This window comes from Eggerthella guodeyinii (genome assembly GCF_009834925.2).
GTDB lineage: Bacteria > Actinomycetota > Coriobacteriia > Coriobacteriales > Eggerthellaceae > Eggerthella > Eggerthella guodeyinii.
The window spans coordinates 833,721-857,874 of the sequence record NZ_CP063310.1; the positions used below are offsets into that span (position 1 = coordinate 833,721).

General features: G+C 65.8%; 21 protein-coding genes and 1 tRNA gene. 17 read left to right on the plus strand and 5 right to left on the minus strand.

From position 1 onward, the window contains the following. The first annotated feature begins 228 nt into the window (after nucleotides 1-228). From GS424_RS03340 to GS424_RS03355, 4 genes are all read left to right on the plus strand, one after another. Nucleotides 229-3,324, plus strand: a complete 3,096-nt coding sequence (locus GS424_RS03340; RefSeq protein WP_160943527.1) for a molybdopterin-dependent oxidoreductase — start codon at nucleotides 229-231, stop codon at nucleotides 3,322-3,324. 176 nt (nucleotides 3,325-3,500) lie between these two features. Continuing rightward, nucleotides 3,501-4,151 carry a 4Fe-4S dicluster domain-containing protein gene (locus tag GS424_RS03345; protein ID WP_160943528.1) on the plus strand — a complete coding sequence of 217 codons (651 nt, stop codon included), beginning with the start codon at nucleotides 3,501-3,503 and terminating at the stop codon, nucleotides 4,149-4,151. 1 nt (nucleotide 4,152) lies between these two features. Further along, a complete protein-coding gene (nrfD, locus tag GS424_RS03350) occupies nucleotides 4,153-5,031 on the plus strand; it encodes an NrfD/PsrC family molybdoenzyme membrane anchor subunit (protein ID WP_160943529.1) in 879 nt (292 codons plus the stop codon). 66 nt (nucleotides 5,032-5,097) lie between these two features. After that, nucleotides 5,098-5,712: a TorD/DmsD family molecular chaperone gene (locus tag GS424_RS03355; protein WP_160943530.1), complete on the plus strand. Its 615-nt coding sequence runs from the start codon at nucleotides 5,098-5,100 to the stop codon at nucleotides 5,710-5,712. Here GS424_RS03355 and GS424_RS03360 read toward each other — a convergent pair. The 3 genes from GS424_RS03360 to thrC form a co-directional block, all read right to left on the minus strand. Beyond that, nucleotides 5,709-6,173 (minus strand): hypothetical protein, encoded by a 465-nt coding sequence (locus GS424_RS03360; RefSeq protein ID WP_160943531.1) that lies wholly within the window; start codon nucleotides 6,171-6,173, stop codon nucleotides 5,709-5,711. The two genes, GS424_RS03355 and GS424_RS03360, sit on opposite strands and share 4 nt — an antisense overlap. A gap of 85 nt (nucleotides 6,174-6,258) precedes the next feature. Continuing rightward, nucleotides 6,259-6,603 carry a winged helix-turn-helix domain-containing protein gene (locus GS424_RS03365; RefSeq protein ID WP_160943532.1) on the minus strand — a complete coding sequence of 115 codons (345 nt, stop codon included), beginning with the start codon at nucleotides 6,601-6,603 and terminating at the stop codon, nucleotides 6,259-6,261. Nucleotides 6,604-6,644: 41 nt separating this feature from the next. Then, complete coding sequence (thrC, locus tag GS424_RS03370; RefSeq protein WP_244977660.1) at nucleotides 6,645-8,198, minus strand: threonine synthase; 1,554 nt, start codon at nucleotides 8,196-8,198, stop codon at nucleotides 6,645-6,647. A 134-nt stretch (nucleotides 8,199-8,332) separates the two neighbouring features. Between thrC and GS424_RS03375 the strand changes: the two genes are divergently transcribed. The 10 genes from GS424_RS03375 to GS424_RS03420 all read left to right on the plus strand — a co-directional run bounded on the left by GS424_RS03375 (nucleotide 8,333) and on the right by GS424_RS03420 (nucleotide 18,433). Then, complete coding sequence (locus tag GS424_RS03375) at nucleotides 8,333-9,277, plus strand: alpha/beta hydrolase (protein ID WP_160943534.1); 945 nt, start codon at nucleotides 8,333-8,335, stop codon at nucleotides 9,275-9,277. A gap of 137 nt (nucleotides 9,278-9,414) precedes the next feature. Further along, nucleotides 9,415-11,454: a copper-translocating P-type ATPase gene (locus GS424_RS03380; protein WP_244977661.1), complete on the plus strand. Its 2,040-nt coding sequence runs from the start codon at nucleotides 9,415-9,417 to the stop codon at nucleotides 11,452-11,454. Between the two features lie 137 nt (nucleotides 11,455-11,591). After that, nucleotides 11,592-11,897, plus strand: coding sequence for a FeoA family protein (locus GS424_RS03385; protein ID WP_235905380.1), 306 nt, complete (start codon nucleotides 11,592-11,594; stop codon nucleotides 11,895-11,897). A 124-nt stretch (nucleotides 11,898-12,021) separates the two neighbouring features. Further along, complete coding sequence (locus GS424_RS03390) at nucleotides 12,022-12,258, plus strand: FeoA family protein (protein ID WP_154334802.1); 237 nt, start codon at nucleotides 12,022-12,024, stop codon at nucleotides 12,256-12,258. A gap of 148 nt (nucleotides 12,259-12,406) precedes the next feature. Then, nucleotides 12,407-14,944, plus strand: a complete 2,538-nt coding sequence (locus GS424_RS03395) for a FeoB small GTPase domain-containing protein (RefSeq protein ID WP_160943535.1) — start codon at nucleotides 12,407-12,409, stop codon at nucleotides 14,942-14,944. Between the two features lie 69 nt (nucleotides 14,945-15,013). Next, on the plus strand, nucleotides 15,014-15,244 hold the full coding sequence (locus tag GS424_RS03400; protein WP_160943536.1) for a FeoB-associated Cys-rich membrane protein: 231 nt from the start codon (nucleotides 15,014-15,016) through the stop codon (nucleotides 15,242-15,244). Between the two features lie 451 nt (nucleotides 15,245-15,695). Next, nucleotides 15,696-16,076: a metal-dependent transcriptional regulator gene (locus tag GS424_RS03405; RefSeq protein ID WP_009306183.1), complete on the plus strand. Its 381-nt coding sequence runs from the start codon at nucleotides 15,696-15,698 to the stop codon at nucleotides 16,074-16,076. Nucleotides 16,077-16,260: 184 nt separating this feature from the next. Beyond that, nucleotides 16,261-17,280 (plus strand): FtsB family cell division protein, encoded by a 1,020-nt coding sequence (locus GS424_RS03410; RefSeq protein WP_244977662.1) that lies wholly within the window; start codon nucleotides 16,261-16,263, stop codon nucleotides 17,278-17,280. 19 nt (nucleotides 17,281-17,299) lie between these two features. Beyond that, on the plus strand, nucleotides 17,300-18,283 hold the full coding sequence (locus GS424_RS03415) for a Ppx/GppA phosphatase family protein (RefSeq protein WP_160943537.1): 984 nt from the start codon (nucleotides 17,300-17,302) through the stop codon (nucleotides 18,281-18,283). Between the two features lie 65 nt (nucleotides 18,284-18,348). Beyond that, nucleotides 18,349-18,433, plus strand: a tRNA-Leu gene (locus GS424_RS03420). A gap of 51 nt (nucleotides 18,434-18,484) precedes the next feature. Here the strand turns inward: GS424_RS03420 and GS424_RS03425 are convergent. After that, nucleotides 18,485-18,793, minus strand: coding sequence for a carboxymuconolactone decarboxylase family protein (locus tag GS424_RS03425; RefSeq protein WP_015760044.1), 309 nt, complete (start codon nucleotides 18,791-18,793; stop codon nucleotides 18,485-18,487). Nucleotides 18,794-18,998: 205 nt separating this feature from the next. Between GS424_RS03425 and GS424_RS03430 the strand changes: the two genes are divergently transcribed. Then, entirely contained in the window at nucleotides 18,999-20,048 is a 1,050-nt protein-coding gene (locus tag GS424_RS03430; RefSeq protein WP_154334818.1) for a polyprenyl synthetase family protein, read from the plus strand. 57 nt (nucleotides 20,049-20,105) lie between these two features. On the opposite strand, the gene GS424_RS03435 is transcribed toward GS424_RS03430, so the two are convergent. After that, entirely contained in the window at nucleotides 20,106-21,530 is a 1,425-nt protein-coding gene (locus GS424_RS03435) for a helix-turn-helix transcriptional regulator (protein WP_160943538.1), read from the minus strand. A 224-nt stretch (nucleotides 21,531-21,754) separates the two neighbouring features. Between GS424_RS03435 and GS424_RS03440 the strand changes: the two genes are divergently transcribed. Both GS424_RS03440 and GS424_RS03445 read left to right on the plus strand, forming a co-directional pair. Then, nucleotides 21,755-23,332, plus strand: coding sequence for an FAD-dependent oxidoreductase (locus GS424_RS03440; RefSeq protein ID WP_244977663.1), 1,578 nt, complete (start codon nucleotides 21,755-21,757; stop codon nucleotides 23,330-23,332). A gap of 121 nt (nucleotides 23,333-23,453) precedes the next feature. Continuing rightward, nucleotides 23,454-24,041, plus strand: coding sequence for a cytochrome c3 family protein (locus tag GS424_RS03445; protein WP_160943540.1), 588 nt, complete (start codon nucleotides 23,454-23,456; stop codon nucleotides 24,039-24,041). Nucleotides 24,042-24,154 lie beyond the last annotated feature (113 nt).

The window sequence follows — 24,154 nt, forward strand, 5'->3', positions numbered from 1 at the left end:
GCTTCGCTGTCCATGCCTCGATTTTACCCTATATCGCTCGGACGGGCCGGGAGAAGGGTCGCGCCCACGAGGCGCTGAACTCGGCGAACGGAAAATCATTGAGTTCCAATGATGCCGCGTTGCCCCGGCGCGTTCCGTTCCATTCGATCATACCGATGCGGCTTCGACCGCAGCTGCCTATGCTGATCCACGTGGTATAAGCATGAGACGAGAAGAGGGGGAACGTACATGGGAACCATGGATATGTCGAGAAGGCGGTTCGCTCAGCTGTCCGGGCTCGTCGGCGCGTCGGCGCTTGCGGGGCTGGGGCTGCCGGACAACGCCGAAGCGATCGAGCAGGCACCGGTCGATCCGGAATTCCCGGTTTCGGGTCGCGGGCGCAAGCTGGAGGCGACCTACGATCCGAGCACTGACGAGGTGAAAATCAACGACGAGGTCATCGTGCGCTACAGCAACTGCGTGGGGTGCTACGCCATGTGCGGCGTGCGCTTGAAGCTCGATCGCGAGTCGCGTGAGATATTGGCGCAGGGCGGCAACCCGTACAACCCGTGCAACGCCTATCCGGTGCTGCCGTTCGACGAGCCGCTGACGGAGGCGTACCGCACGATGACGCAGTCGCCCTCGAAGCAGGCCGGCGCGGCCACGTGTTGCGGCCGCTCGCTCGGCGCGCTCGACGTGTACCTGAATTCGCATCGCATCACCATGCCCCTCAAGCGCGCCGGCAAGCGCGGCGAAGGCAAGTGGCAGCCCATCGGTTGGGACCAGCTCATCGAAGAGGTGGTCGAAGGCGGCAAGCTGTTCAAGGACATCGGCGAGGATCGCGAGATCGAAGGGTTCCGCGCCGTGCGCGACTTCGACACGCCGCTCGTGCCCGACGCCCCCGAATTCGGCTCGAAGGCGAACGGCCTCATCTACTGCGGCGGCCGCACCGACGGCCGCGGGCAGACGTCCACGCGCTTCCTCAGCATGTACGGCAGCTCCAACAAGTACTCGCACCACTCGTCGTGCTACGGCGCGAAGGGCGTCTACCCCTACCAGTCGGGCGACGGCGACGACCTCGGCATCGACGCCGAATTCAACGAGTACGCCATCTGGATGGGCACGTTCCCCGGCGCCAACGGCGGTAGCGTGATGAGCGATCTCAAGCGCGTGGCGTCCACCATCGAGAACAAGCAGGCCAAGATCGTCGTGTTCGACCCGAACCTCGGCAACGGCGTGGTCACCCCGGCGCAGGACAACGCCGTGTGGTACCCCATCAAGCCGGCCACGAACTCCGCGCTGACCATGGGCATGATCCGCTGGATCATCGACAACAAGAAGTACAACGAGGACTTCATGTGCGCTCCGAACCTGCCCCAGGCTATCAAGCTGGGCTTCAACGCGTGCACGAACGCCACGCATCTCGTCATCGTGGACGAGGGGCATCCGAACTACCGTCACATGATGCATCCCGAAGACGCGGGCCTCGAGCCCTCCGAGAAGGAGAACGCTTTCGAGGACCAGTACGTGTGCATCGATGCGTCCACCCGGCAGCCCGCGGTCAGCCTCGACAGCGACAAGGGCCTCATGGAATGGGAGGGCGAGGTCAACGGCGTGAAGGTGCGCACGGCCTATTTGTTCCTCAAGGACAGCGCGAACGAGCATACCATCGAAGAGTACTCCCAGGTCTGCGACGTGCCGGTCGAGGTCATCGAGGAGGTTGCGAGCGAGTTCGTCGCCCATGGCACGAAGTCGTCCGTCAACGGTGCAGGCGGCGTCACGTCGGCGAACGGCACCGATGCGACCAGCTGCTTCTCCACGTTGGCCGGCCTCACGGGCGCCCTCTGCATGAAAGGCAGCCTCATCGCCACGTTCGTGGGCGTGGTGGGGCCCGGCAACGGCGACCGCTACCTGCTGAACAAAGCCGAGGGCGTGCCCGAGGGCAAGCCGGACGCGCGCGTCGATCGCACCGGGTTCGCCTGGGAAGACACGAGCGAGTACCAGCGCCGCGTCGCCGCCGGGGAGCGGGATCCCAAGCCCCTGCTGCCGTGGTATCCGGGCGGCGTGGGAACCTCCGACAACCAGATGGTGCTATCGCTGGCCAACGGCTACCCGCATAAGGCGAAGATCCTGCTCACGTGGCAGTGCAACCCCATCAAGGCCACGCCGGGCGCCATGCGCGACGAGGTGATGGAGGCGTTCAAGGACCCCGACATCGTGCCGCTGGCCATATGCTCGGACGTGGTCGAAGGCACGTTCGCCCACATGGCGGACTACATCGTGCCGGACACCATGTACCGCGAGCACTTCGGCATCTCCCAGCATGCCGCATGGTGGGGCCATAAGGGCAACTTCCTCCAGTGGCCCATGGTGGAGCCGAAGTCGATGAAGCTCGACGATGGGCGCCATGCCAGCTTCGACGCGTTCCTTTGCGATGTCGGCCGCAAGCTGGGGCTGCCGGGTTACGGCGACGAGGGGCTGCTGTCCGCAACGGGCGAGAAGCTCCCGTTCAACGACGCCTGCGACTACTACGTCAAGGCGCTGGCGAACGTGGCGTACGAGGACGGCGTCATCGACGACCTCTCCCAGGAGGAGATCGAGATGCAGGCGCTCGACACCCTGCCGGACGCCTGGAGGAAGGCTGTCGCGGCCGAGGAGTGGCCGAAAGTGCAGCGCCTGCTCAGCCGTGGATGCCGCACGTGGCCCGAGGCCGACACGTTCGACGACGAAGGCCGCCATACGTACGCGGGCGCGTACATGGTGAACTTCTACTCCGAGGAGCGCGGCTCGGTGAAGAACCACTACACCGGGAAATACTACGAAGGAGCGCTCGGCTGGCATGCCGAAGCGTTCAGCGACGGCACGCCCATCGAGGACGTGTACTCCCGCGAGGAGTATCCCTTCGGCGCGGCCAGCCACAAGCCGTACTTCCGCTGCGTCACCATGCTGTCCGACAGCGCGCTCATGCGCGAGCTGTCGCCGCACAACTATCTGGAGATCAACATCGAGGATGCGCGCGAGCTGGGCATCCGCGACGGCGAGACCGTGCAGGCCGTCAATCCCTCGGGCGACGTGATGGAAGGTGTGGCCATGGTGCGCGGGGGCACGGCGCGCGGGACCATCGGCATCTCGTTCGGTTACACGCAGGACGCGTACGGCTCCACCGATCTGACGGTGGGCGACGAGACGATCCCCGGCAACCCGGACATCGACACGGGCGTGCAGCTCTGCCAGATGCTCGATCCGCAGGTGGGCGAAGGCGGCATCTTCGCCTTCTCCGACCCCGAAGCGTCGACGCCCGGCCGCAACGGCGGCATGTTCAAGCTGGTGGTTCCGTCGGTCTGACGACCGCCGGAACGGGTCGACGCTGCGGCTTCCCGTGGCGCCCCCATCTCGCGGCGAGGCCGAGGGCTCGCGTACCGAAGTACGCTTCGTCCTCGCCCTCCCCACGATCTGGGGCGCCACGGAAACCCTCGCTGACCTTTGTGGACCTATGAGATGAGAAGAATAGAGGGTGAATCATGCAACGAGCTGAAACGAAATCGGGCAAGCGGCCCTTCATGTTGATCGACGTGTCGCTGTGCATCGGGTGCCACGCGTGCGTGAATGCGTGCAAGTTCGAGAACGGGCTGTCCATCAAGCAGTTCAACACCTGGATCGAAACCTGGGATGCGGGCGATTATCCCCAGGTGGTGCGCGCGAACGTGCCGCACCTGTGCAACCACTGCGACAATGCGCCGTGCATGGCCGTGTGCCCCACGGGGGCCACGTACCGCAACGACGACGGCCTGATCCTCGTGGATCAGGACCGCTGCATCGGCTGCAAGTACTGCATGGCGGCCTGCCCCTTCGCCGTGCGGTGGCAGAACGACGCGGGCGAGGTGGAGAAGTGCACGTTCTGCGTGAACCGCACGTCGCAGGGGCTGCTCCCGGCATGCGCCGGCAACTGCCCCACCCACGCCCGTCTGTTCGGCGATTTAAACGACCCGAGCAGCGAAGTTGCCCAGAAGGTGGCGAAGGCGCAGGCGGAGAGTATGCTGCCCGAACTGGGCATCGAGACCAACACGTGCTACGTCGGCCTCGCCGAGACGAACGCGCTGCCGAAGTCGTCGTCGGTGCTGCACGGCGGGCGCGTCGCGGTGAAACTCGAAGACATGGAAAGGGGTGAGTAGCATGATGGTGTGGGATGGCGTTGTCGCATGCGACCTGTTCTTGGCCGGGTTGGGCGCGGGTGCGTTCCTGCTCTCCATTCTGGCGGGCTGGGCGCCGGGCGGCTCGAAGAAGATCAGGCTCATCGGCTCCATCGTGGGACCCGTCGCGGTTGCTGCCGGGGCGCTCACGCTCATGATCGACGCAAAGGCCGGCTTGGGCGATCCCCTGCGGTTCTTCTACCTCATCACGAACCTGGGTTCGCCCATGACCTGGGGCGTGCTTTGCCTCAGCATCTTCCTGGTGGTCAGCGTCGCCAGCCTGGTCGTTCAGCTGTGCAGGAAGGACGTGCCGCGCGCGCTCGATGTGCTCGGCATCGTGTGCGCCGCCGGCGTGGCGACGTACACGGGCGTCCTGCTGGGCTATTCGGCCTCGTATCCGCTGTGGAACCTCGCGGTGCTGCCGTTCCTGTTCGTGTGCTCGGCGGCGCTCACGGGCTTCGCGTTCGTGTCGGCCGTCGCGTACTTCGCGGCGCGCGACGAGCTGGAGAAGATCGGCTTTCTGCCGAAAGCCGAAGTGGCGCTGCCGGTGCTGGTCGGGCTGTTCCTGCTCGTGCTGCTGGCGGTGACGGCCACCACGGGAGGCGAAGCGGGTGCCGTTGCCGCGACGGCTACCGTGCAGGGAATGCTGGCCGGCTCGAACGCGCTCGTGTTCTGGTTGGGCGTCGTGGTGTGCGGGATTGCGGTTCCGCTGGTTGCCGGCGTCGTGCGCCTGCGCTCGGCCGGTCGGGGCGTGACGGGGCTCAGCCTCGCGGGCTACGCGGCCGCCTGCGTCGGCGGGTTCGCGCTGCGCTACGTCATCGTCGTCGCCGCAGTGGGCATGACGATGGGCGCCGGCTTCTAGCGGCGCGCTGATCCGTCCGGGCGCTCGATCCCGTCGGGCGCCCGGGCCTGAGGGAAGGAGACGAACATGGAAAACGATCGGGTCGATGCGGCCGCCGTCTACGCGCTGTTCGCGTCGGTGCTGGTGACGGTGCCGGACGGGGAGGTTCGCGACCGCATGGCGCGGTTGCTTGCGGCGACGGGCGACGAGGCCTCCGCCGCCGTCGACGAGGCCGCCGATCTGGAGCAGTGCTTCTACGACCGCCTGGTCATCGCCGTGTCGCCGCGCTACCTTCCGGCGATCGAGAGCTGCATGCTCGACGCCCGGGAGGACGAGGGCGGCCGCCTCGAGCCCGGCCGCCTCGACGGTCCGCGCATGACCGAGGTGCTGGCGTGCTACCGGACGTACGGGTTCGACCATCGCGCGTTGCGCGGGTTTCAGCCGCTCGTGGACAGCCTGCGTCCCGATCACCTTTCGGTCGAGCTGGCGTTCATGGCGCACCTGCGGCGTTTGGAGGCGGCAGGCGGCGAGAAGGGACTCGCGGCGGGTCGTTTCGCCGACGAGTTCCTCCGACGGCATCTGGCGAGTTGGGTGCCCACGCTCTGCGCCGTCGCGCGTCAGCGCGGGGAGGGCGACGAGTACGTTCGCCTGATCGAAGCGGTGCGAAGCTGGATCGATCTCGACGCGAGCGCGGCTGCCTAATCGGTGCCGCAGCCTTCGCGCCGCTCGTTCCAGGCGTTTTGCAGGCTCGCTCCCTCGTCGCGCTCGGGCTCTTGCCCGGTAGCGCGCGCGACTCCTCCCGACATGCCCGCGTCCCCCTCGGACGCGGGCATGTTCGTGTCTTCCATCCCGAGCGCCATGGCCGTGCGACGGGTTGCTGCTGCGCGGTACTCGGGCGTGTGCAGGTACGCCAGGTTCGCGCAGAGGCAGACGAGGAGCACGGTCAGCAGGCCGACGCCCAGCATGCGCTGGGAAGCGCGAGGCGACGAGAAGAAGGGGATGCGCTTGCACCAGGCGAAATCGGAGAGGAAGACGATCGGCAGGATGACGATGGCGAACAGTGCCGCGCGAATGGCCTTGTACACCAGTAGATCGTGGTTGCCCGCCACGACCGGCGGCATGAGCGTCAGAACGAACGCGAGGTAGAGCAAGCAGAAGAACACGAGCGCACACGAGCTTTTCCAGGGGTTCCCCGATCGAAACCCCAGCAGCTTTCGTGGCGTGCGCTCGTGCGAAAGCGGCACGTCGTTACTTCAGCACGTTGCTGAACAGGTCTTCGGCTTCCTTCTGCAGCTTTTCCTCGATGGCGAGGTAGGCGTCCAGCAGCTTGTTGCCGGCGTCGGTCAGGTCGCTGCCGTGCGCGCCGTCGCGGTTGAGCAGCTGCAGGTCGAGGGCCGCTTCCGTCTCCTTGATGATGCGCCAGGCCTTGCTGTAGGCCATGCCCATGCCCTTGGCGGCGGCGTTGAGCGAGCCGGTCTCGCGCACGCCCAGGCACAGGCTGGCGATGCCGCGTCCGAACAGCGAGCCGCTCTCGGCGTCCGGGTTCATGATGGAGAGCCGGATCGTCGGCTTCAGGTTCGCAAGGTCGCTCATGGTGTTCCGTCCTTTTCTCGTCAGATTGCGCGGGTGGCGCGTCAGGCGTCCAGGTGCTCGAGGAAGCGCAGCGCCGCCGCCTCGATGTCGTTCGTGCCGCCGTCGATCACGTCGCTGAAGCGGATGGGCAGCGCGTCGAGCTCGGCCAGGCCGCGGGGGATGTCGTTCGCCCCCGTCTCGCGCGCGATCAGGTCGTTCAGTTCGCAGCCGGACAGCGCGGCCACGTCGTCGGGCAGCGCGGCGCCCGGCTCGATGCCGTGCAGCGCGCGATACACGTTGTCGCCGAACTTGGCCCAGTGCGCCGTGCTCGCGATGAGCACGGGGTTCTCGCCCCGGAGGTTCTCGGCGGTTTGGTAGGCGACGGCCGTGTGCGGGTCCAGCAGGTAGTCGTGTTCGTCGAACACGCGCTTGATGGTGTCGAGGCACGTGGCGTTGTCGATGGAGTCGGAGGCGAACAGCTCCCTCACGCGGGCGAACGTGCCCTCGTCCACGCGGAAGCGCCGCTGCTCGCGCAGGTCGGCCATCCAGCCGGCGATGGCGTTCGCGTCGCGGTCCGTCAGCTCGAACAGCTGGCGCTCCAGGTTCGACGACACGAGGATGTCCATCGACGGCGACGGCGTCAGCACGAAGGGGCGCTCGGAGATGTCGTAGGTGCCCGTGTTGATGAAGTCGGTGAGCACGCGGTTCTCGTTGCTGGCGCAGTACAGCATGCCCAGCGGCACGCCCATGCGCTTGGCGTAGTAGGCGGCCAGGATGTTGCCGAAGTTGCCCGTGGGCACGCACACGTCCAGCTCGTCGCCCAGTCCCAGCTTGCCGTCGGCCACCAGCTGCGCATAGGCCGACACGTAGTACACGATTTGGGGCATGAGGCGCCCCCAGTTGATGGAGTTCGCGCTCGAAAGCGCGATGCGGTGCGCGTCCTGCAGCTGCTCCGCGAACGCTTCGTCGCCGAACACGTTCTTCGCGCCGGTCTGGCAGTCGTCGAAGTTGCCGCGCACGCCCCACACCTGCACGTTGCGACCGCGCTGCGTGGCCATCTGCTTGAACTGGATGTCGCTCACGCCGCCGTCGGGGTACATCACGGCGATGGACACGCCGTCCACGTCGCGGAAGCCCTCGAGCGCGGCCTTGCCCGTGTCGCCCGACGTGGCCACGAGGATGAGGAAGTCGTGGTCGAGCTTCCCCTGCTCGCGCAGCTGGGCGGCGCTTGCTGAGAAGAACCGCGGCAGGCACTGCAGCGCCATGTCCTTGAACGCGCTCGTGGGGCCGTGCCACAGCTCCAGCACGTGGGTGTCGGCCGTGAGCGACGTGATGGGGCAGATGCGCTCGTCGTCGAAGTTGTCGCCGTAGGCCTGGGCCATGAGCGATTCGATGGTCTCGGCGGGCAGGTCGACCTCGAATGCCTCGTAGATGCGCGTCGCGCGCTGGGCGTACGGCAGCGCGGCCAGCGCGCCGATCTCGTCGAGCGAGAGCTCGGGGATGCGCTCGGGCACGTACAGACCGCCGCCTGCGGCCAAGCCGTCGATGACGGCTTCCGTGAAGGTGATCGGGTGCTCGCTTTGCCCGCGCGTGTCGGAATAGAGGTTTTGAGCCATGTCCTGCACTTTCATCCGTGTTCCGCCGAACCAGTATCACGTCCCAGTATACTATGCTGAGAATTATCCCGGCGGCAGAATCGGCACGGGATTTCCACGCGCCGCCCGACGCGCACAAGAGGATTGGGGTCCCCATGGACGGCTACGAACACGATCCGGTTTGGGTGGAAGCCCAATCGTTTCTGCCGGAAGGCAATCGGTTGACGGCGAGCACGATGCCCGACGAGTACGTTTTGACCTTGCCCGGCGCCGACGTGCACATCGACCATTATCGGCCCGCATCGCCGCGCGCGAGGATCGTGCTGTTCCACGGCGTCGGGGGAAACGGGCGCTTGCTCTCGTTCGTCGCCGTGTCTTTGGTGCGTCATGGGTTCGAGGTCGTGTGCCCCGACCTGCCCCTCTACGGCCACACCCGTTGCGAGGGCGTTGTCACCTACGACACGTGGGTGACGTGCGGGACGCGCATCGTGGAGCACTTCCAAGGGGTGCGGGGAACGGGGGAGGGCTCGCCGCCCCTCTTCCTCTTCGGGTTGAGCGCCGGCGGCATGCTGGCCTACCAGATCGCTTGCGCGTGCGACGGCGTCGCCGGCCTCATCGTCACGTGCCTGCTCGACCAGCGCGATCGGGTGGTTGCCGCGCGCACCGCCAGCAGCCCTCTTCTGGGCGCGGTCGCACGGCCGCTCGTCTCCCTCCTCAACGCGTGCGCCGGGCGGACGGAGCTGCCGATGAGGCTCGTAAGCAACATGAAGGCCATTGCCAACGACGAAGCGCTCGTCGACCTCCTGATGCGAGACGAAACCTCGTCCGGCGCACGCGTTCCCATCGCGTTTCTGCACGCGATGCTCAATCCGAAGATCGAGGTCGAGCCCGAACGCTTCCGCGCCTGCCCGATGCTCCTGGTGCACCCGGGCGACGATCGCTGGACGGACGTCGAGCTGAGCAACCGCTTCTACCATCGTCTGGCCTGCGAGAAGGAGACCGTGATGCTGGACGGGGCCGGTCATTTTCCCATCGAGGAACCGGGCCTGAGGCGGATGGAGGCTGCCTGCGTCGCGTTCATCGAGCGCCAGCTTCCGTAACGTTTCGTCCCGCTCGGTGTCCTGCGGGCTACCGCTTTGTGACGAAATCCTCCATCGTCCGCCGTTTCGCGCGCTGCTCCTTACTATTTTCCTCACGGTCGATTTTCAAGGCGAACCACGCAGAGCAAGGAGCGACGATGGGCCACGAGCGAAGCGCCTCATCCGGCGGCATGATGATGCACGGAGTGAACCTCAAGCGGCGGTTCTTCGTGAGCCTCGTGCTGGCGGTTCCCATCCTGCTGCTGTCGTCGCCGATGGGGCTCGCGCTGCCCATCACGCTGTCGTTTCCCGGCTCGGACTGGCTCGTGGCCGCGCTGGCCACGATGCTGTTCGTCTACGGCGGCTGGCCGTTTCTGCGCGGCGCGGCGGACGAGGTGCGCAACCGCAAGCCCGCCATGATGACGCTCGTGGCGCTCGGCATCACCACGGCCTACGTCTACAGCATGTACGCGTTCGCCATGGGCAGCGTCGCGCACGACGGCGGCATGCACATGGACTTCTTCTGGGAATTGGCCACGCTCATCGTCATCATGCTGCTGGGCCATTGGATCGAGATGCGGGCCGTCATGGGCGCGGGCGACGCGCTCAAGGAGATGGCCGAACTGCTGCCGGCGCAGGCGCACGTGAAGCAGGCGGACGGCTCCTTCGCCGACGTGCCGCTCGACGAGGTGCAGGTGGGCCAAACCGTCATGGTGGAGGCGGGGGAGAAGGTGCCCGCCGACGGCGAGGTGACAGACGGCTCGTCGTCCGTCAACGAGGCGCTCGTCACGGGCGAGGCGCGCGCCGTGGAGGCGCACGCGGGCGACACGGTGTTCGGCGGCTCGCAGAACGGCGACGGCACGCTGTACGTGCGCGTCACCGGAACCGGCCAGTCGGGCTACCTCGCCCAGGTCATGCAGCTCGTCTCGCAGGCGCAGCAGGAGAAATCGCGCGCCGAGGTGCTGTCCGACAAGGTGGCGCGCTGGCTGTTCTACGCCGCCGTGAGCGTCGGTCTCGTCGCGTTCGTCGCGTGGCTCGCCGTCACCGGCAGCGTGTCGGACGCGCTCACGCGCATGGTCACCGTGTTCGTCATCGCGTGCCCGCACGCGCTGGGTCTGGCCATTCCGCTCGTGGCGGCGCGCTCGACCTCGCTCGGCGCGCGCAACGGCCTGCTCGTGCGCCGCCGACGCGCCCTCGAGGTGGCGCCGCGGGTGAACGTGGTGATGATGGACAAGACGGGCACGCTCACCGAGGGCGACTTCCGCGTGGCCGAGGTGCGCGCGGTGGGGAAGCGGGGCGCCCCCGCCGGTGACGCCCCCGACGCCGACGGCGCCCCCGCCGACGATCGCGTGCTCGCGCTCATGGCGGGCCTCGAGCAGTCGTCTTCGCACCCGCTGGCCGCCAGCATCGTGGCCGCCGCGCATGAGCGCGGCGTGCAGCCTGCGGCCGTGCGCGACGTGCAGGCCGTGGCGGGCGTCGGCGTGAAGGGCGTGCTTGAAAATGGCTCGCACGCCCTCATCGCGAACGCGCGCTACCTGGACGAGCAGCGCATCCACTACGATCGTTCCGCCTTCGACCAGCTGGCAGGCCGTGGCCTCACCGTCAGCTACCTCGTGATCGACGGCGAGGTGCGCGGCGTGGTGGCGCAGGGCGACCAGATCAAGCCCACCGCCCGCGAGGCGGTGCGACAGCTCAAGGCGCGCAGCATCGCGCCCGTCATGCTCACCGGCGACAACGAGGCGGCGGCCCGCGCCGTGGCGCACGCGCTCGGCATCGACGAGTTCCGCGCCGGCCTGCTGCCGCAGGACAAGGTGCAGCTCGTGCAGCAGCGCCGCGACGCGGGCGACGTGGTGATGATGGTGGGCGACGGCATCAACGACGCGCCGGCGCTGGCCCGTGCCGACGTGGGCGTGGCCATCGGCGCGGGCACCGACGTCGCCATCGACTCCGCCGACGTCGTGCTCGTGAAAAGCGACCCCGAGGACATCGTGCGCCTGCTCGACCTCGGCACGAACACCACGCGCAAGATCAAGCAGAACCTCTGGTGGGGCGCCGGCTACAACATCGTGGCCATCCCGCTGGCGGCCGGCGTCCTCGCGCCGGTGGGCATCCTGCTCAGCCCCGCCGTGGGCGCGGTCCTCATGAGCCTGTCCACCGTCATCGTCGCTGTCAACGCGATGACCCTCAAAAACAAATGAGGCGACCGCGCCCTGCGCTCCGCAGCGTCCTCGTCCCAGTCCAACAATATGCGGAAAATGTTAGCTAAGGCTTCCATTCCCCGAGAGTTTGCTATAAGATACTTTTGTTACATGAAGCTAACTCGATGGGAGCCACCATGGACAACGCAACGGTTGCGAGCATGCAGGGAACGGTCGGTCGTACGGACGCAGGGTCTGCGCCGGGCATCGCCTGCCAGCAGATGCCGCTTTCGTTCCTGAAGGGCGGCGAGACGGGCACCATCGCGAAGGTGCGCGGTCGCGGCGATCTGCATCATCATCTGGAGAACCTCGGCTTCGTCGAGGGCGCGCAGGTGACGGTGGTATCCGAGGCTGCCGGCGACCTCATCGTCGAGGTCAAGGGCACCCAGGTTGCGCTCAACCGCCAGGTCGCGGCGCATATCATCACGAACGCCGCCGCGTAGCGCCTCCGCAAACCACGCACGAGCACGAACGGATGTTTCACGTGAAACATCTGCCGTGCCGTTTGGCGTGCGCTTATCGAGTTGGCATCACCGCAGGGAACCTCAAGGAAAGGAAACGGGGCATATGGCAGAAGTTCAAGATCGAACGCTGCGCGACGTGGCCATCGGCGACACCGCCACCGTCCGTCGCCTGACGGGCGAGGGCGCGCTCAAGCGTCACATCATGGACATGGGCATCACCAAGGGGACGAGCGTGTTCGTTCGCAAAGTCGCGCCGCTGGGCGATCCGATCGAGGTCACGGTGCGCGGATACGAGCTGTCGCTGCGCAAGAGCGAGGCGGAGAGCATCCTCGTCGGCTGACGTTGCCAGGCGTGAGCGCCAGGTGACGAGGATAGAGGCGCCGCGGCGCTTCTTTTTTGGGACTGAGTTAGTAGCAGCTAACTTAACAACGAGCCAACGGGGGATTGCAAACCCCCGACCGGCTTCGAAGCAGATGGAAAGGCTGATCATGGGAATTCGCATAGCGCTTGCCGGCAACCCGAACTGCGGCAAGACGACGATGTTCAACGATCTGACCGGCGCCAGCCAATACGTTGGCAACTGGCCGGGCGTGACCGTTGAGAAAAAGGAAGGGAAGTACACCCGCGACAAAGACGTGATCATCACGGACTTGCCGGGCGTGTACTCGCTGTCGCCGTACTCTCCCGAGGAGATCGTGACGCGCGACTACCTGTTGGACGGCGGCCCCGACGTCGTCGTGAACCTCGTGGACGCGACGAACCTCGAGCGCAACCTGTACCTGACCACGCAGATCCTCGATCTGGGCGTGCCCGTCGTGGTGGCGCTCAACATGATGGACCTCGTGAAGAAGAGCGGCGACAAGATCGACGTGGCCGGCCTGTCGAAGCAGCTGGGCTGCCCCATCGTCGAGACGACGGCGCTCAAGGGGCACGGCATGGCCGAGCTCGTGGAAACCGCCGTCAAGGCGGCGAAGGCCGGCAAGCCCGCCGAGCCGAAGATGCCCTTCGACGCGCAGGTGGAAGAAGCCATCACGAAGATCGAGGGCATTCTGGGCAACCGCGTGTCTCCGGCAACCGCGCGCTGGTTCGCCATCAAGCTGTTCGAGGGCGAGGAGCGCACCGTCGCCAACATGAAGCTCAGCGCCGCCGACCTCAAGGCGGTCGAGGCGATTCGCGAAGAGGTGGAGAACAAGCTCGACGACGACGCCGAGAGCATCATCACGTCCGAGCGCTACAACGCCATCACGCACGTCATCGACAAGACGATGAAGCGCTCGCATAAGGGCATGACCACCACGCAGAAGATCGACCGCGTGGTGACGAACCGTTGGCTGGGCCTGCCCATCTTCGTGGTGGTCATGGCGCTCGTGTACTACCTGGCCATCTCCGTGGGCACGGGCGTGGTCACCGACTGGGCCAACGACGGCATCTCCGGCGACGGCTTCCTGTACACCGGCGGCGCGGCCTACGAAGAGGCCGTGGGCGAATGGGAAGGCGAGCAGGCCAACATCGAAGCCTACCTCGCCGCTGCCGAGGAAGACGGCATCGACGTGGAGGGCGCGACCGCGGCCCTCGAAGCCGAAGAGCCCACCGCTGCCGACGAAAGCGCCCTCGCCGCATTCCAGGAGGATGCCGAGAAGGCCGGCGTCGTCGGCATCGTCGAGGACGAGGAGACCGGCGAATCCGCCGAGGTGGACGCCGCGGCCTTCGCAACCGCCCTCGAAGCCGAAGAGCCCGACGCTTCCGACGGCTCGTGGGGCCTGTGGATTCCCGGTTTGGGAGCGGTCATCGGCAACGCCCTCGAAGCGGTCGATGTCGCCCCGTGGCTGCAGAGCCTCGTGATGGACGGCATCGTCGCGGGCGTCGGCGCCGTGATCGGCTTCATTCCCCAGATGATCATCCTGTTCCTGCTGCTCGCGCTGCTCGAAGGGTGCGGCTACCTGGCGCGCGTCGCGTTCATCATGGACCGTGTCTTCCGCCGCTTCGGCCTGTCGGGCAAGAGCTTCATCCCGATGCTCGTCGCGTCCGGCTGCGGCGTGCCCGCCGTCACGGCCACGAAGACCATCGAGAACGAGAAAGACCGTCGCATGACCATCATGACGACGACGATGATCCCCTGCGGCGCGAAGATGCCCATCATCGCGCTCGTGTTCGGCGCCATCGCCGGCGGCAACACCGAGGCTACCTGGTGGATCGCCCCGCTGTTCTACTTCCTGGGCGTCATCGCCATCATCATCTCCGGCATCATGCTGAAGAAGACCAAGATGTTCGCCGGCCCCACCTCGCCGTTCGTCATGGAGCTTCCTTCCTACCACATGCCCACGGTGAAATCCATCCTGATGTCCACGTGGGACCGCATCAAGGGCTACATCGTCAAGGCAGGTACGATCATCTTCCTGTCCACCATCGTCATCTGGCTGCTCATGAACTTCGGTGACGCGGGCGAGGGCTTCGGCTTGCTCGATACCGAGATGGACGACTACATCCAGTACAGCCTCATGGCGGGCCTGGGCAACGGCATCGGCTGGATCTTCGCGCCGCTCGGCTTCGGAGACTGGCAGGCAACCGTCACGTCCATCACCGGCCTTGTGGCGAAGGAGAACGTCGTCGCCACGGTCGGCATCCTGACCAGCCTGGGCGATGTGGGCGAAGCCGATCCCACCATGTGGGCCGCGTTCGCCGCCCTCTTCGCGGGCTCGGTGCCGGCCATCCTCGCCTTCTGCGCCTTCAACCTGCTGTGCGCGCCGTGCTTCGCCGCCATCGGCACCATCTGGCGCGAGATGGGCACCGCGAAGTGGACCTGGTTCACCATCGGCTACATGACCATCTTCGCGTGGTGCGTGGGATTGATGTTCTACCAGTTCGGCGGCTTGCTTACCGGCGAGATCGGCTTCAACGTGTGGACGGTCGTGGCCATCGTGGTCCTGGCCGGCATGCTGTTCCAGATTTTCCGCCCCATGCCCACCTTCGACAAGAAGAAGGACAAGGTCGCGGGCGAGCTTGAAGCCGAGGGCAGCGTCGCGTAGGCGAAGCGGCTTCGGGCCCGAGGGAACCCCCTCGGGCCTGTGCCCCGATGTTCCGAGAAAGGACGCGCTATGTTTGGTTTGGAGTTCACGCCGTCTACGGTGGTCGTCGCGCTCATCGTGCTGGCGCTCGTGTTCCTCGCGGTTCGCCGCTTGGTGCGCAACGGCATGTGCGATTGCCACAAGGGAGACGACGCGCACGGCGGATGCGCCGGAGGATGCAGCGGCTGCTCGGGCTGCGGCGCTGCCAGCGCCATGGTGGCCGACATGCAGAAGCGAGCCGCTGCGGAGTCGCACCGCTAACCGCCCCATACGCAGAGCGTCGTAACGCGATCAACGAACGGATGTTTCACGTGAAACATCCGTTTCGTCGTTTACGGGGGCAGAGGGCACGGGGGCAGGGGAGCGGGGATGCCGTGGTCGCCCCCCTCCTCCTTCTCTCTCCGTAGCCGCCCCTCCCTCCGAGATGTGGAGGAATTGTAAACCATGGTAAACTTCTATTGCCCCGCAGCAAAAGTTATCGTAGACTAACAATTGTCAGCGGGGCCGAGGAAATCGAACCCGCAGGCACCTCCTCTTTTTGCTGACACGGTGGTGGGGACTCTCCTCTCGTCTGGTCGTCCACCACACAGCACGCCGGCGAGGGACCCCCTTCCCTCGCCGGCTCCTCCAACACCCCTTGCACCGCCATCCGGTTTCAACTGGTTCCGCCTGTCGTGTGGTACCATGGAACGACGAACAAAAGGAGGGTTCCGTGGAAAAAATGTCCATGTCGCACGAGGACTACCTTGAAGCCATCGTGATGCTGGGAGGCACGACGGAGGTGTCGGTCAGGTCGGTCGACATCGCGACGAAGCTCGACGTGTCGAAGGCCTCGGTCAACAAAGCGATCAGCTCGCTCAAGGAAAAGGGTCTTGCCGACCAGCCCTATTACGGCGACATCACGCTCACCGAAGAAGGGTACGCCTACGGCATGTCGGTCCTCGACCGTCATCACATGCTGTTCACGTTCCTCACGAAGGCGCTCGGCATCCCCGAGGAGCAGGCCGAGAAGGAAGCCTGCCTCATGGAGCACGCCATCAGCGACGAATCGTTCAAAAAATGGAGTTCTTATATTAACAAGCTCGACCTGTAAGCGGGTTTCGCCCCGCTTTCCCTGACCGTTTTCCTCGGTCACGCGAGCATTCAACAAGTTCTTAACGACGCGCCCGCCCGCCCCGCCCTCGGTGGCAGGGCGGGCGTCGGTGTGGTATGCTTTCCCCAGCTTCTGCATTAAACAAACCAAACACGAAACACGATGCACAGAGGAGCCCCTTTCCTTGGCAACGCAGCCTTATATTCTCTCGTTTGACGAGGCGAAACGCGACACCCGTGCGCGCCGCCCCTCTTCTGCTGCGCCCGAATCGCGTCCCGTGATCCATTCCGTCGATGCCATCCCCGCATTCGAGTCGCCCTTCCGCCAGGCAGGCGAGGGGCGGGGGAGCGCGCGAACGGCGGCGCACGCGCGCCCGTCGGGCGCTGCGCGGCGATCGTCCGCGGGAGCCGGCGACGGTTCGTTCGTCCGCATATCGACGTTCGATCGTCCCGCAGGCCGCCATGCGGCGCCGCGTCCGGCGTCGTCGAGCCCGCGTCGCGCATCGAGCTCGTACGGCACGGGCCGCTTCTCCTCGCTCGACGAGCGCATCGAGGAGCAGCCCGAAGAGGAAGTCGAAGAGCGCCGCCTGACCCGCAAGGAGCAGCGCAAGAAGGCGCGCGCCAAGAGCAAGGCCGAGCGCGCGTTCACCAAGCAGTTCGGCGGCTCGAAGCCGTCCGACGCCTCCCAATCGGGCCCGCGCGCCGCAGTGTACAAGGGCGAGATGGGCGCGAAGCACCGTCAGGCCGCGCGCATGCAGAATGCGGAGAGCCCGCAGGCTTCGGCGAAGCGCGGCTTCTCGCTGGGATCGCTCGCATCGCTCAAGTCGTCGCCGAAGTTCATCGCGAGCGCGGCCGTCGCCGTATGCCTCGTGCTCTCGTGCGCCTTCCTGTACCCGCCGGCGCAGCAGTACTACCATGCGCTGCGCGAGCGCGACCAGCTGGCCGCCGAGTACGCGGCGCTCGAGGAGCGCAACGGCGCCCTCGAAAGCGACGTCTCGTCGCTGCAGACCGACGCCGGCATCGAGGATCGCGCCCACGAGCAGTTCGGATGGGTGAAGAAGGGCGAGGAGACGGCGAACGTGCGCGGCCTCGACCTTGACGAGGACGAGGCATCCACGTTCCGCGCCAACATCACGCCGGGCAGCGTCGAGGCGCCGGAGACGTGGTACTCGCCGTTCCTGGACGCCCTGTTCGGCGTCGAGTAGACCGAGGGAAGGGATCGCCATGAGCGCCATCGCGGAGCCTGAGAGTGCCGAAAGCGGTTTCCAGGCGGGCCGATACGCGGCCATCGACATCGGCACCGTGACGTGCCGCATGCTCGTGGCCGACGTGGACGAGGCGGGACGGCTCCATGAGCTCGACCGCGAGTACACCATCACGAACCTCGGCGAGGGCGTGGACGCGACGGGCGTGCTGAAACCCGCGGCCATGCAGCGCGTGGCCGACGCCGTGGCGCGCTTCCTCGACGTGTTGCGCGGGTTCGCTACGCCGGAACATCCCGCCATCACGACGAAGGCCATGGCCACGTCGGCCGCGCGCGACGCGCGCAACGCCGACGAGTTCGAGGCGCTGTTGGCGGGCCTGGGCGTCACGCTGTCCGTCATCCCCGGCGAGCGCGAGGCGGCCCTCTCCTTCGCGGGCGCGTCGTGCGACTTCCGGGGGGAGCGCCTGCTCGTGGTGGACATCGGCGGCGGCTCGACCGAGGTCATCGCCGGGCGCGCGGGCAGCCGGCCCGATCGCTCGCACTCCTTCAACATCGGATGCCGTCGCGTGACGGAGAAGTTCTTCGCGGCCGACCCTCCCAGCGCCGGCGAGCTCGAACGGGCCCGGGCGTGGGTGGAAGAGGGGATGCGCCCCTACTTCGACGAGCTGCGCGGGGCGGGCTTCGCGCCCGAGCGGTTGGTGGCGGTGGCCGGTACGGCCACCACGGTGGTGTCGATCCACGAGCGCATGGAGGTGTACGACACCTCCCGCGTGCACAAGGCCGTCATCACGCGCCCTGTGCTCGACGGGGTGGCCGACCAGCTGGAACGCGTCCCGCTCGCGCAGCGCGAGCGCATCGTCGGGCTCGATCCGGGCCGCGCGCCCGTCATCGTGGCCGGCATGGTGATCCTGCAGACGGTGCTCGACCTGGCCGGCGTCGATTCGTTCACGGTCAGCGAATCGGACATTCTCCACGGCATCATTTTGGACGAAGCGGCGCGCTGAGGTCCCGCCGCCCGATAAAGTTTGCTACCATAGGGCCTGCTCGTTTTCAGCGGGCCGTCGCACGCGGGGGCGTGGCGGAATTGGCATACGCAGGAGACTTAAAATCTTCCGGCTTCGGCCTTGCGGGTTCGAGTCCCGCCGCCCCTACCACCTTGCGCTTCATGGTGCGGCGAGCGCCACGGAGGCGACGCCTCCCGCTTCCTACTCCTCGTCGTACGCTTCCAGCACGGCGGGCAGCGACGCGGTCACCACGTTGCCGACGGCCGGCAGCCCGATGAGCACCGCGCTGATCACCTCGTCGCGCGTGGCACCGTGCATCTTCGCCATCTTCACGTGGAACGGCAGGCCGCTGTCGAGACGCGCCGCGGCCATGACGGCGAGGTAGGCGAGAGCGGCGGTCTTGTCGTCGAGCGCGCTGGCCGCGCCGAGCGCCTGCACCGCCTCCGACCATGCCTGCTGGTGCTGCGGAGCCTCTTGGGCGAATGCTTGGAATGCGGGGCTGACGTTCATGGACGCCTCCTTCTCGCGCGGGATTTTCGATGCTCCCAGTGTAGCAAGCGAAGCGTCGCTTGACGCAAAGCGTTGCATACTCTCAACCTGATATGCGGAGAAACCCGGAAAAATAAGCCGCTGGCGCAGCGCACGGAAAGCGCCCGCTTTTCTTTGTGATACCATGTCGAGCGGATCATTCGCCCAGGCCTACAGAGAAAGTGCTATGGAGACAATCAACGAAATCATCGCAGCCGTAGAAGAACCTCCCGAGTCGTTCGAGCAGTACCTGACGTCGTACGCCGACCGCGTGGGCGACCTGGTGAACTCCTTCATCCCGAAGGGCACGCACGCGGACATGGACCGCTACCTGTACCAGCCGCTCACGGCGTACAGCCAGAACGGCGGCAAGCGCCATCGCCCGCTCATCTGCTTCGCGGCCTGTCGCGCCGTGGGCGGTGACATGGCGCGCGCGACCAGCGCCGCGGCCGCCATCGAGCACTTTCATACCGCGGCCCTCATCCACGACGACATCGCCGACGAGGCCGAGCTTCGCCGCGGCGAGCCGTGCATGCACCTCACCGAGGGCATGGGGCTGGCCATCAACGCGGGCGACCTTGCGCTCTCCCTCGTCAACGGCACGGTGGTGTCGGACGAGAACCTCGACGATGCTACGAAGGTGCGCGTCATCACCGAGCTCATCGACATGACCCGCCGCACCATCGAGGGCCAGGCGCTCGACATCGGATGGGCGCGTGACGGCCGCTACGACATCACGCCGGAAGACTACCTGGTCATGGCCACGCACAAGACCGCGCATTACTCCGGCGCGGTGCCCCTGGCCATCGGCGCCATCATCGGCGGCGGCACCGAGGTCGAAGTCGAGGCGCTGCGCAACTACGGCCTGGACACCGGCCTCGCGTTCCAGATCCAGGACGACCTGCTGAACCTCGTGGGCTCCGAGGAGAGCACGAAGAAGGACTTCCGCAACGACATCACCGAGGGCAAGCGCACGCTCATGGTGGTGCACGCGCTGCAGCACTCCGACGATCGCGACCGCCTCATCGACATCCTGTCGTCGAAGGAGAAGGACCAGGCCGTGCTCGCCGAGGCCGTCGCCATCATGGAGGCGTCCGGCAGCATCGACTACGCGCGCAACTACGCCGAGAACCTCACGAGCATCGCGAAGAACCGCCTGACCGACATGGTGCGCCCCTCCACGGCCCGCGACCTCCTCGTCTCCATGGCTGACTGGTTCGTCAGCCGCTTGAAGTAATCTGATCTACGTTTCGAGATGCACCTCATCAGGGCCCGGATTCGTCCGGGTCTTTTTTTAGCGCGCCAACTCCTCCTGCACGAGGTCGATCAGCTCTTCGCGGCTGTGAACGTCCAGCTTCTGATGGATGTGGTTGATATGCGTTGACGATGTTCCCGGCGAGATGCACAGGGCCTTCTGCACGTACGTCATGTTGCGGCCCTGCGCCACCAGCTCGAGCACTTCGGCTTCCCGTGCCGTCAGACCGTAGCGCTCGGCAAGCGCGTGCGCCGCGGCGGCAGGGGTACTCTCGCGCTCGCGCTCCGCGGGGGCTTTCAGCCCGATGCGGCCGAGCATCACCGCGACGGTCAGGCACAGGATGGCGTAAGCGGCGAACATGATCAAAAGGATGTCGAAGTCGATGGCGATCTTCATGATATCGAACAGGAGAATGGCCGCAGCGTAGCCGACGATCATGCCGATGAGGCCGAACGAACGTGTCCAGAACACGAAGGTGAACGATCCGATGTGAAAGTACTTCTTGGCATTGCTCGGGCCGACGCTGCAGATGATGGCCTCGCAGATGACGATGAACGCCACGACGGCCGGCAGCGTTTCCTGCAAACCGTAGCGAAGGAACGGCGGGAGCAGCAGACCGAGCGAGGCGAGCGGGATGAGCACGGTGGTGACGAGGGAGGCGTGCCGTTGCGGCAACAGCATCCAAACGCATCCTGCGATGACGAGGACGAGCACGGTCCATCCCGCGAGGAAGGGGTCGATGCCGGCGGGTATCATGAGGTTCTCGCCGGTTCCGGTGCGCCGGTTCAAAAGCGAGAAGAAGCTGATCATGAATCCGAATACGAACAGGATGACGATGAGGTACAGGGGAAACGGAGGCTGGATCGTCACGCTGGGCGCAGTTCGTGCCGACGCGCGCGTTCGATAAGCGCCTAGTGCCGCCGAGACGACGGGCAGCACCCCGCCGAACAGAATGGCCGATCGTGCGCCCAACTGTATGGATACGAGGACGATGACGATGGTGAGCAGGCTGCAGAGCGCTAGGAACAGCGGTCGCTCCTGGGAGGTCTCGGACGAGATATGCTCGCACCATGCGAGGACGAGGATGGCCGATGCGCCGCACGCGAACAAGCGCGACCAGGCGACGGGAACCATCTCGGGTGAGAGAAGGCTGACTGTCTGCAAAATACACGCGGTTCCGGAGCCCGCGAGCCCGAGGACGAACAGGTGCGACCCGTGCGCGCGAGGCCCCAACAACCCGACCGCGACCAAGGCGACGACGTTGCCGCATATCAGAGCAACGTTCTCCGGTGCCAGCCCGATGGACTCCGCAATCTTGATTTCCGACGACCCGAACATGATGGCGACGTATCCCCAGAAAAGCGCCGAGGCGAACGCATCGAGCGCGACGCCGCCTCTTTGAATGTCGGAGCGGGCCGATTTGGCGACAACTCGACTCTTTTCTCCCCCTGTGGCTTGCTGCATTGCATTCTCCCCGGTGAGCTGCGTGTCAAATACTTTATATGATGGACAGATCCCCTTGCTGCGGCGCGTAAATCATATACCTTGTTCGATGTTTTCGCGCTTCGTTCCCCTGTACGCTCCTCGCCGTCAAAGGCCCTTTGCGAGATGCGCGTCGAAGCGATTTCGCGGCCTATGGTAGCGGAAAACAAGAGGAGGAACAAATGGGAACAAGGGATAGCGAGAGCATGGGTTTAACGCGGCGTGGCTTTCTCACCGGCGCGCTCGCCCTCGGCGCGGTCGGCGCGGGCAGCATGCTTGCGGGATGCTCGTCCGAGGGGGGCGCGGGCGCTCCGGCAAGCGACGAGCGTGCGTGGGATCAAGAAACCGACGTGGTGGTGGTCGGAACGGGCTTCGCCGGTTTGGCAGCCGCTCATGAGGCTGCGAAGGCGGGCAGCCAGGTCGTTCTTGTCGAAAAAGCTCCCGAAAAGTACGCAGGCGGCAATAGCCGCGCATGCGCCCAGGCCATCTGGTCGCCGGAAAAGACCGCCGAAGGCGTTGCCTACTTCAAGGAGATCACCGGCGATTACCACCTCGTCGGACTCGACGATGCCGTGATCGAGGCCTATATCGGCGGCGCGAAAGAGAACGCCGATTGGCTGTTGGACGAGTTCGAGATCGAGACGAAGACGCACAACGCCTGCGAGTACCCCGCTGCGAAAACCGCTTCGGCGGTGGGCGATTCCAACACGCTCATTCCGGCCGAAGGGTTGGGTAACGCTCGGGTCTGGGCGCCTATGTTCGAGGTGGTAGGAAGCGAGTCGGGCGTTACGTCTCTGTTCGAGACGGCCTTCACCGATCTCGTGTTCAACGAGGCTGGCGAAGCGATCGGCATCGAGGCGCAGCAAGGCGAATCGCCCCTCCTCATCAAGGCGAAGAAGGGCGTCGTGCTCGCTTGCGGCGGGTTCGAGTACAACGAGGAAATGAAGGCGAATAACTGCCGTTACCCGTCGCTCGTGTGGGGCACGCCGTACAACACGGGCGATGCTCTGACGGCGTGTCGCAAGTACGATATCGACTTCTGGCACATGAACTCCGCGACGCCGGCAACGCGCGTCGGCGTGCAGGCTACGTGGCTCGATGACGATTTCAGCGAATGCGGCTTCGACTGCGAAGTGGCAGGCGATGCCGGGTACGTGTGGACCGACAAGTACGGCAAGCGCTTCATGGACGAGACTCGCTCCTATCAGCACGGATACGGTCGCGATGCGCTGTTCTACAACGACTCCGCCAAGATGGAATGGCCGCGCCTGCCGTTCTGGCAGGTTGTCGACGAGAGCACGCTGCCGTTTATGGGAACGAGCGGCAGCGGTTGGGTGCACATCGTCGGCGGCACCAGCGCTCCCGACAGCACCGAAGAGCTGCTTTCCTCGGGCTTGATGGTCAAAGCCGACACTGTCGAGGAACTTGCTTCTCAGATGGGCGTCGAAGCGACGGTCCTGCAGGAGAGTGTGGACGCGCTTTCCGGTCCCGATGACGAGTTCGGTCGAGCTGCGGAAAAGAAGCGCGCGCTTTCCGGCACGCTGTATGCGGTGCAGCTCCAGCCCATCATGGTGAACACCAACGGCGGGCCGAAGCGCGATGCGAGTGCGCGCATCGTGCATACGGACGGCACGCCTGTCGAGCGGCTGTTCTCCGCTGGCGAGCTCGGCTCCGTATGGGCTTGGTACTACCAGGGTGCCGGCAACGTGAGCGAATGCATGGTGTTCGGCCGCATCGCCGGGCGCAATGCCGCCGCGCTGACTCCTTGGGACGCTGAAGCTTAGGGCTTCATCTGTTCCGTGACGCGGCCGTCCTTCCGACTCCCTCCCTCGTGCGGAAGGGCGGCCAAGAACCTGCGGGCGATCCGGAAGGTATCGCTCGCTCATCTGCCAAGGAGGCAATGCGATGAAGAAGTTTACGGGTGCGGCGACGATTTCGTTCGCAGTCATCGCGTTGGCGTTGACCGCCTGCGCGCCCCAGTCGAACGAAAACGGAGCCGCATCGGCCGACGATGCGAAGGAGACCCCGATCACGGTTGCGTGGTCGGCGGACTCGGAGTGTGGCACCTGCCATGCGACCGAGCAGGCGTCGTACGACGACGCGGCTTGCGTGGCCAGCACGCACGAAGGGCAAGCGTGCATTTCGTGCCATGCTGACGCTTCCGGTCTGGCGACGGCTCACGAGGGCAAGACCGCGTCCGATACCATGCCCAAGAAGCTGAAGAAGACGGAGGTGCCCGACGACGCATGCCTGTCGTGCCACTACGGTGCTCGCGAAGAGCTCGTTGCAGCCACCGTCGACGTCGCGGTGGTCGATTCGAAAGGCACGGCGGTGAACCCGCACGATGTGACTCCGAGCGAGCAGCACGATACTATCCGATGCGCGGATTGCCACGGCATGCACGATGCCGAGAAGCTTGCCGACAAAGCCGATGCCGAATGCGCAAGCTGCCATCACGCCGACGTGTTCGAGTGCTACACGTGCCACGATTGACGCGACCGCTGCGCGGACGTCCGAGAAGGGGGCATGCGTGCAACAAGCTGCGCATACCCCCTCTGTTCCTCTTGTGGAACCTCGGTCGAAACCCTCGCGCGCGCACCGCGGTG

Excerpts from the sequence above, each read along its gene's own strand:
- GS424_RS03340 (WP_160943527.1), top strand. The coding sequence starts at position 229 with ATGGGAACCATGGATATGTCGAGAAGGCGGTTCGCTCAGCTGTCCGGG.
- GS424_RS03415 (WP_160943537.1), top strand. The coding sequence starts at position 17,300 with ATGAGCGCCATCGCGGAGCCTGAGAGTGCCGAAAGCGGTTTCCAGGCG.
- GS424_RS03390 (WP_154334802.1), top strand. The coding sequence starts at position 12,022 with ATGGCAGAAGTTCAAGATCGAACGCTGCGCGACGTGGCCATCGGCGAC.
- GS424_RS03440 (WP_244977663.1), top strand. The coding sequence starts at position 21,755 with ATGGGTTTAACGCGGCGTGGCTTTCTCACCGGCGCGCTCGCCCTCGGC.
- GS424_RS03435 (WP_160943538.1), bottom strand. The coding sequence starts at position 21,530 with ATGCAGCAAGCCACAGGGGGAGAAAAGAGTCGAGTTGTCGCCAAATCG.
- GS424_RS03365 (WP_160943532.1), bottom strand. The coding sequence starts at position 6,603 with ATGAGCGACCTTGCGAACCTGAAGCCGACGATCCGGCTCTCCATCATG.
- GS424_RS03400 (WP_160943536.1), top strand. The coding sequence starts at position 15,014 with ATGTTTGGTTTGGAGTTCACGCCGTCTACGGTGGTCGTCGCGCTCATC.
- GS424_RS03385 (WP_235905380.1), top strand. The coding sequence starts at position 11,592 with ATGGACAACGCAACGGTTGCGAGCATGCAGGGAACGGTCGGTCGTACG.
- GS424_RS03430 (WP_154334818.1), top strand. The coding sequence starts at position 18,999 with ATGGAGACAATCAACGAAATCATCGCAGCCGTAGAAGAACCTCCCGAG.
- thrC (WP_244977660.1), bottom strand. The coding sequence starts at position 8,198 with ATGGCTCAAAACCTCTATTCCGACACGCGCGGGCAAAGCGAGCACCCG.
- GS424_RS03380 (WP_244977661.1), top strand. The coding sequence starts at position 9,415 with ATGGGCCACGAGCGAAGCGCCTCATCCGGCGGCATGATGATGCACGGA.
- GS424_RS03345 (WP_160943528.1), top strand. The coding sequence starts at position 3,501 with ATGCAACGAGCTGAAACGAAATCGGGCAAGCGGCCCTTCATGTTGATC.
- GS424_RS03395 (WP_160943535.1), top strand. The coding sequence starts at position 12,407 with ATGGGAATTCGCATAGCGCTTGCCGGCAACCCGAACTGCGGCAAGACG.
- GS424_RS03375 (WP_160943534.1), top strand. The coding sequence starts at position 8,333 with ATGGACGGCTACGAACACGATCCGGTTTGGGTGGAAGCCCAATCGTTT.
- GS424_RS03445 (WP_160943540.1), top strand. The coding sequence starts at position 23,454 with ATGAAGAAGTTTACGGGTGCGGCGACGATTTCGTTCGCAGTCATCGCG.
- GS424_RS03425 (WP_015760044.1), bottom strand. The coding sequence starts at position 18,793 with ATGAACGTCAGCCCCGCATTCCAAGCATTCGCCCAAGAGGCTCCGCAG.
- GS424_RS03355 (WP_160943530.1), top strand. The coding sequence starts at position 5,098 with ATGGAAAACGATCGGGTCGATGCGGCCGCCGTCTACGCGCTGTTCGCG.
- nrfD (WP_160943529.1), top strand. The coding sequence starts at position 4,153 with ATGATGGTGTGGGATGGCGTTGTCGCATGCGACCTGTTCTTGGCCGGG.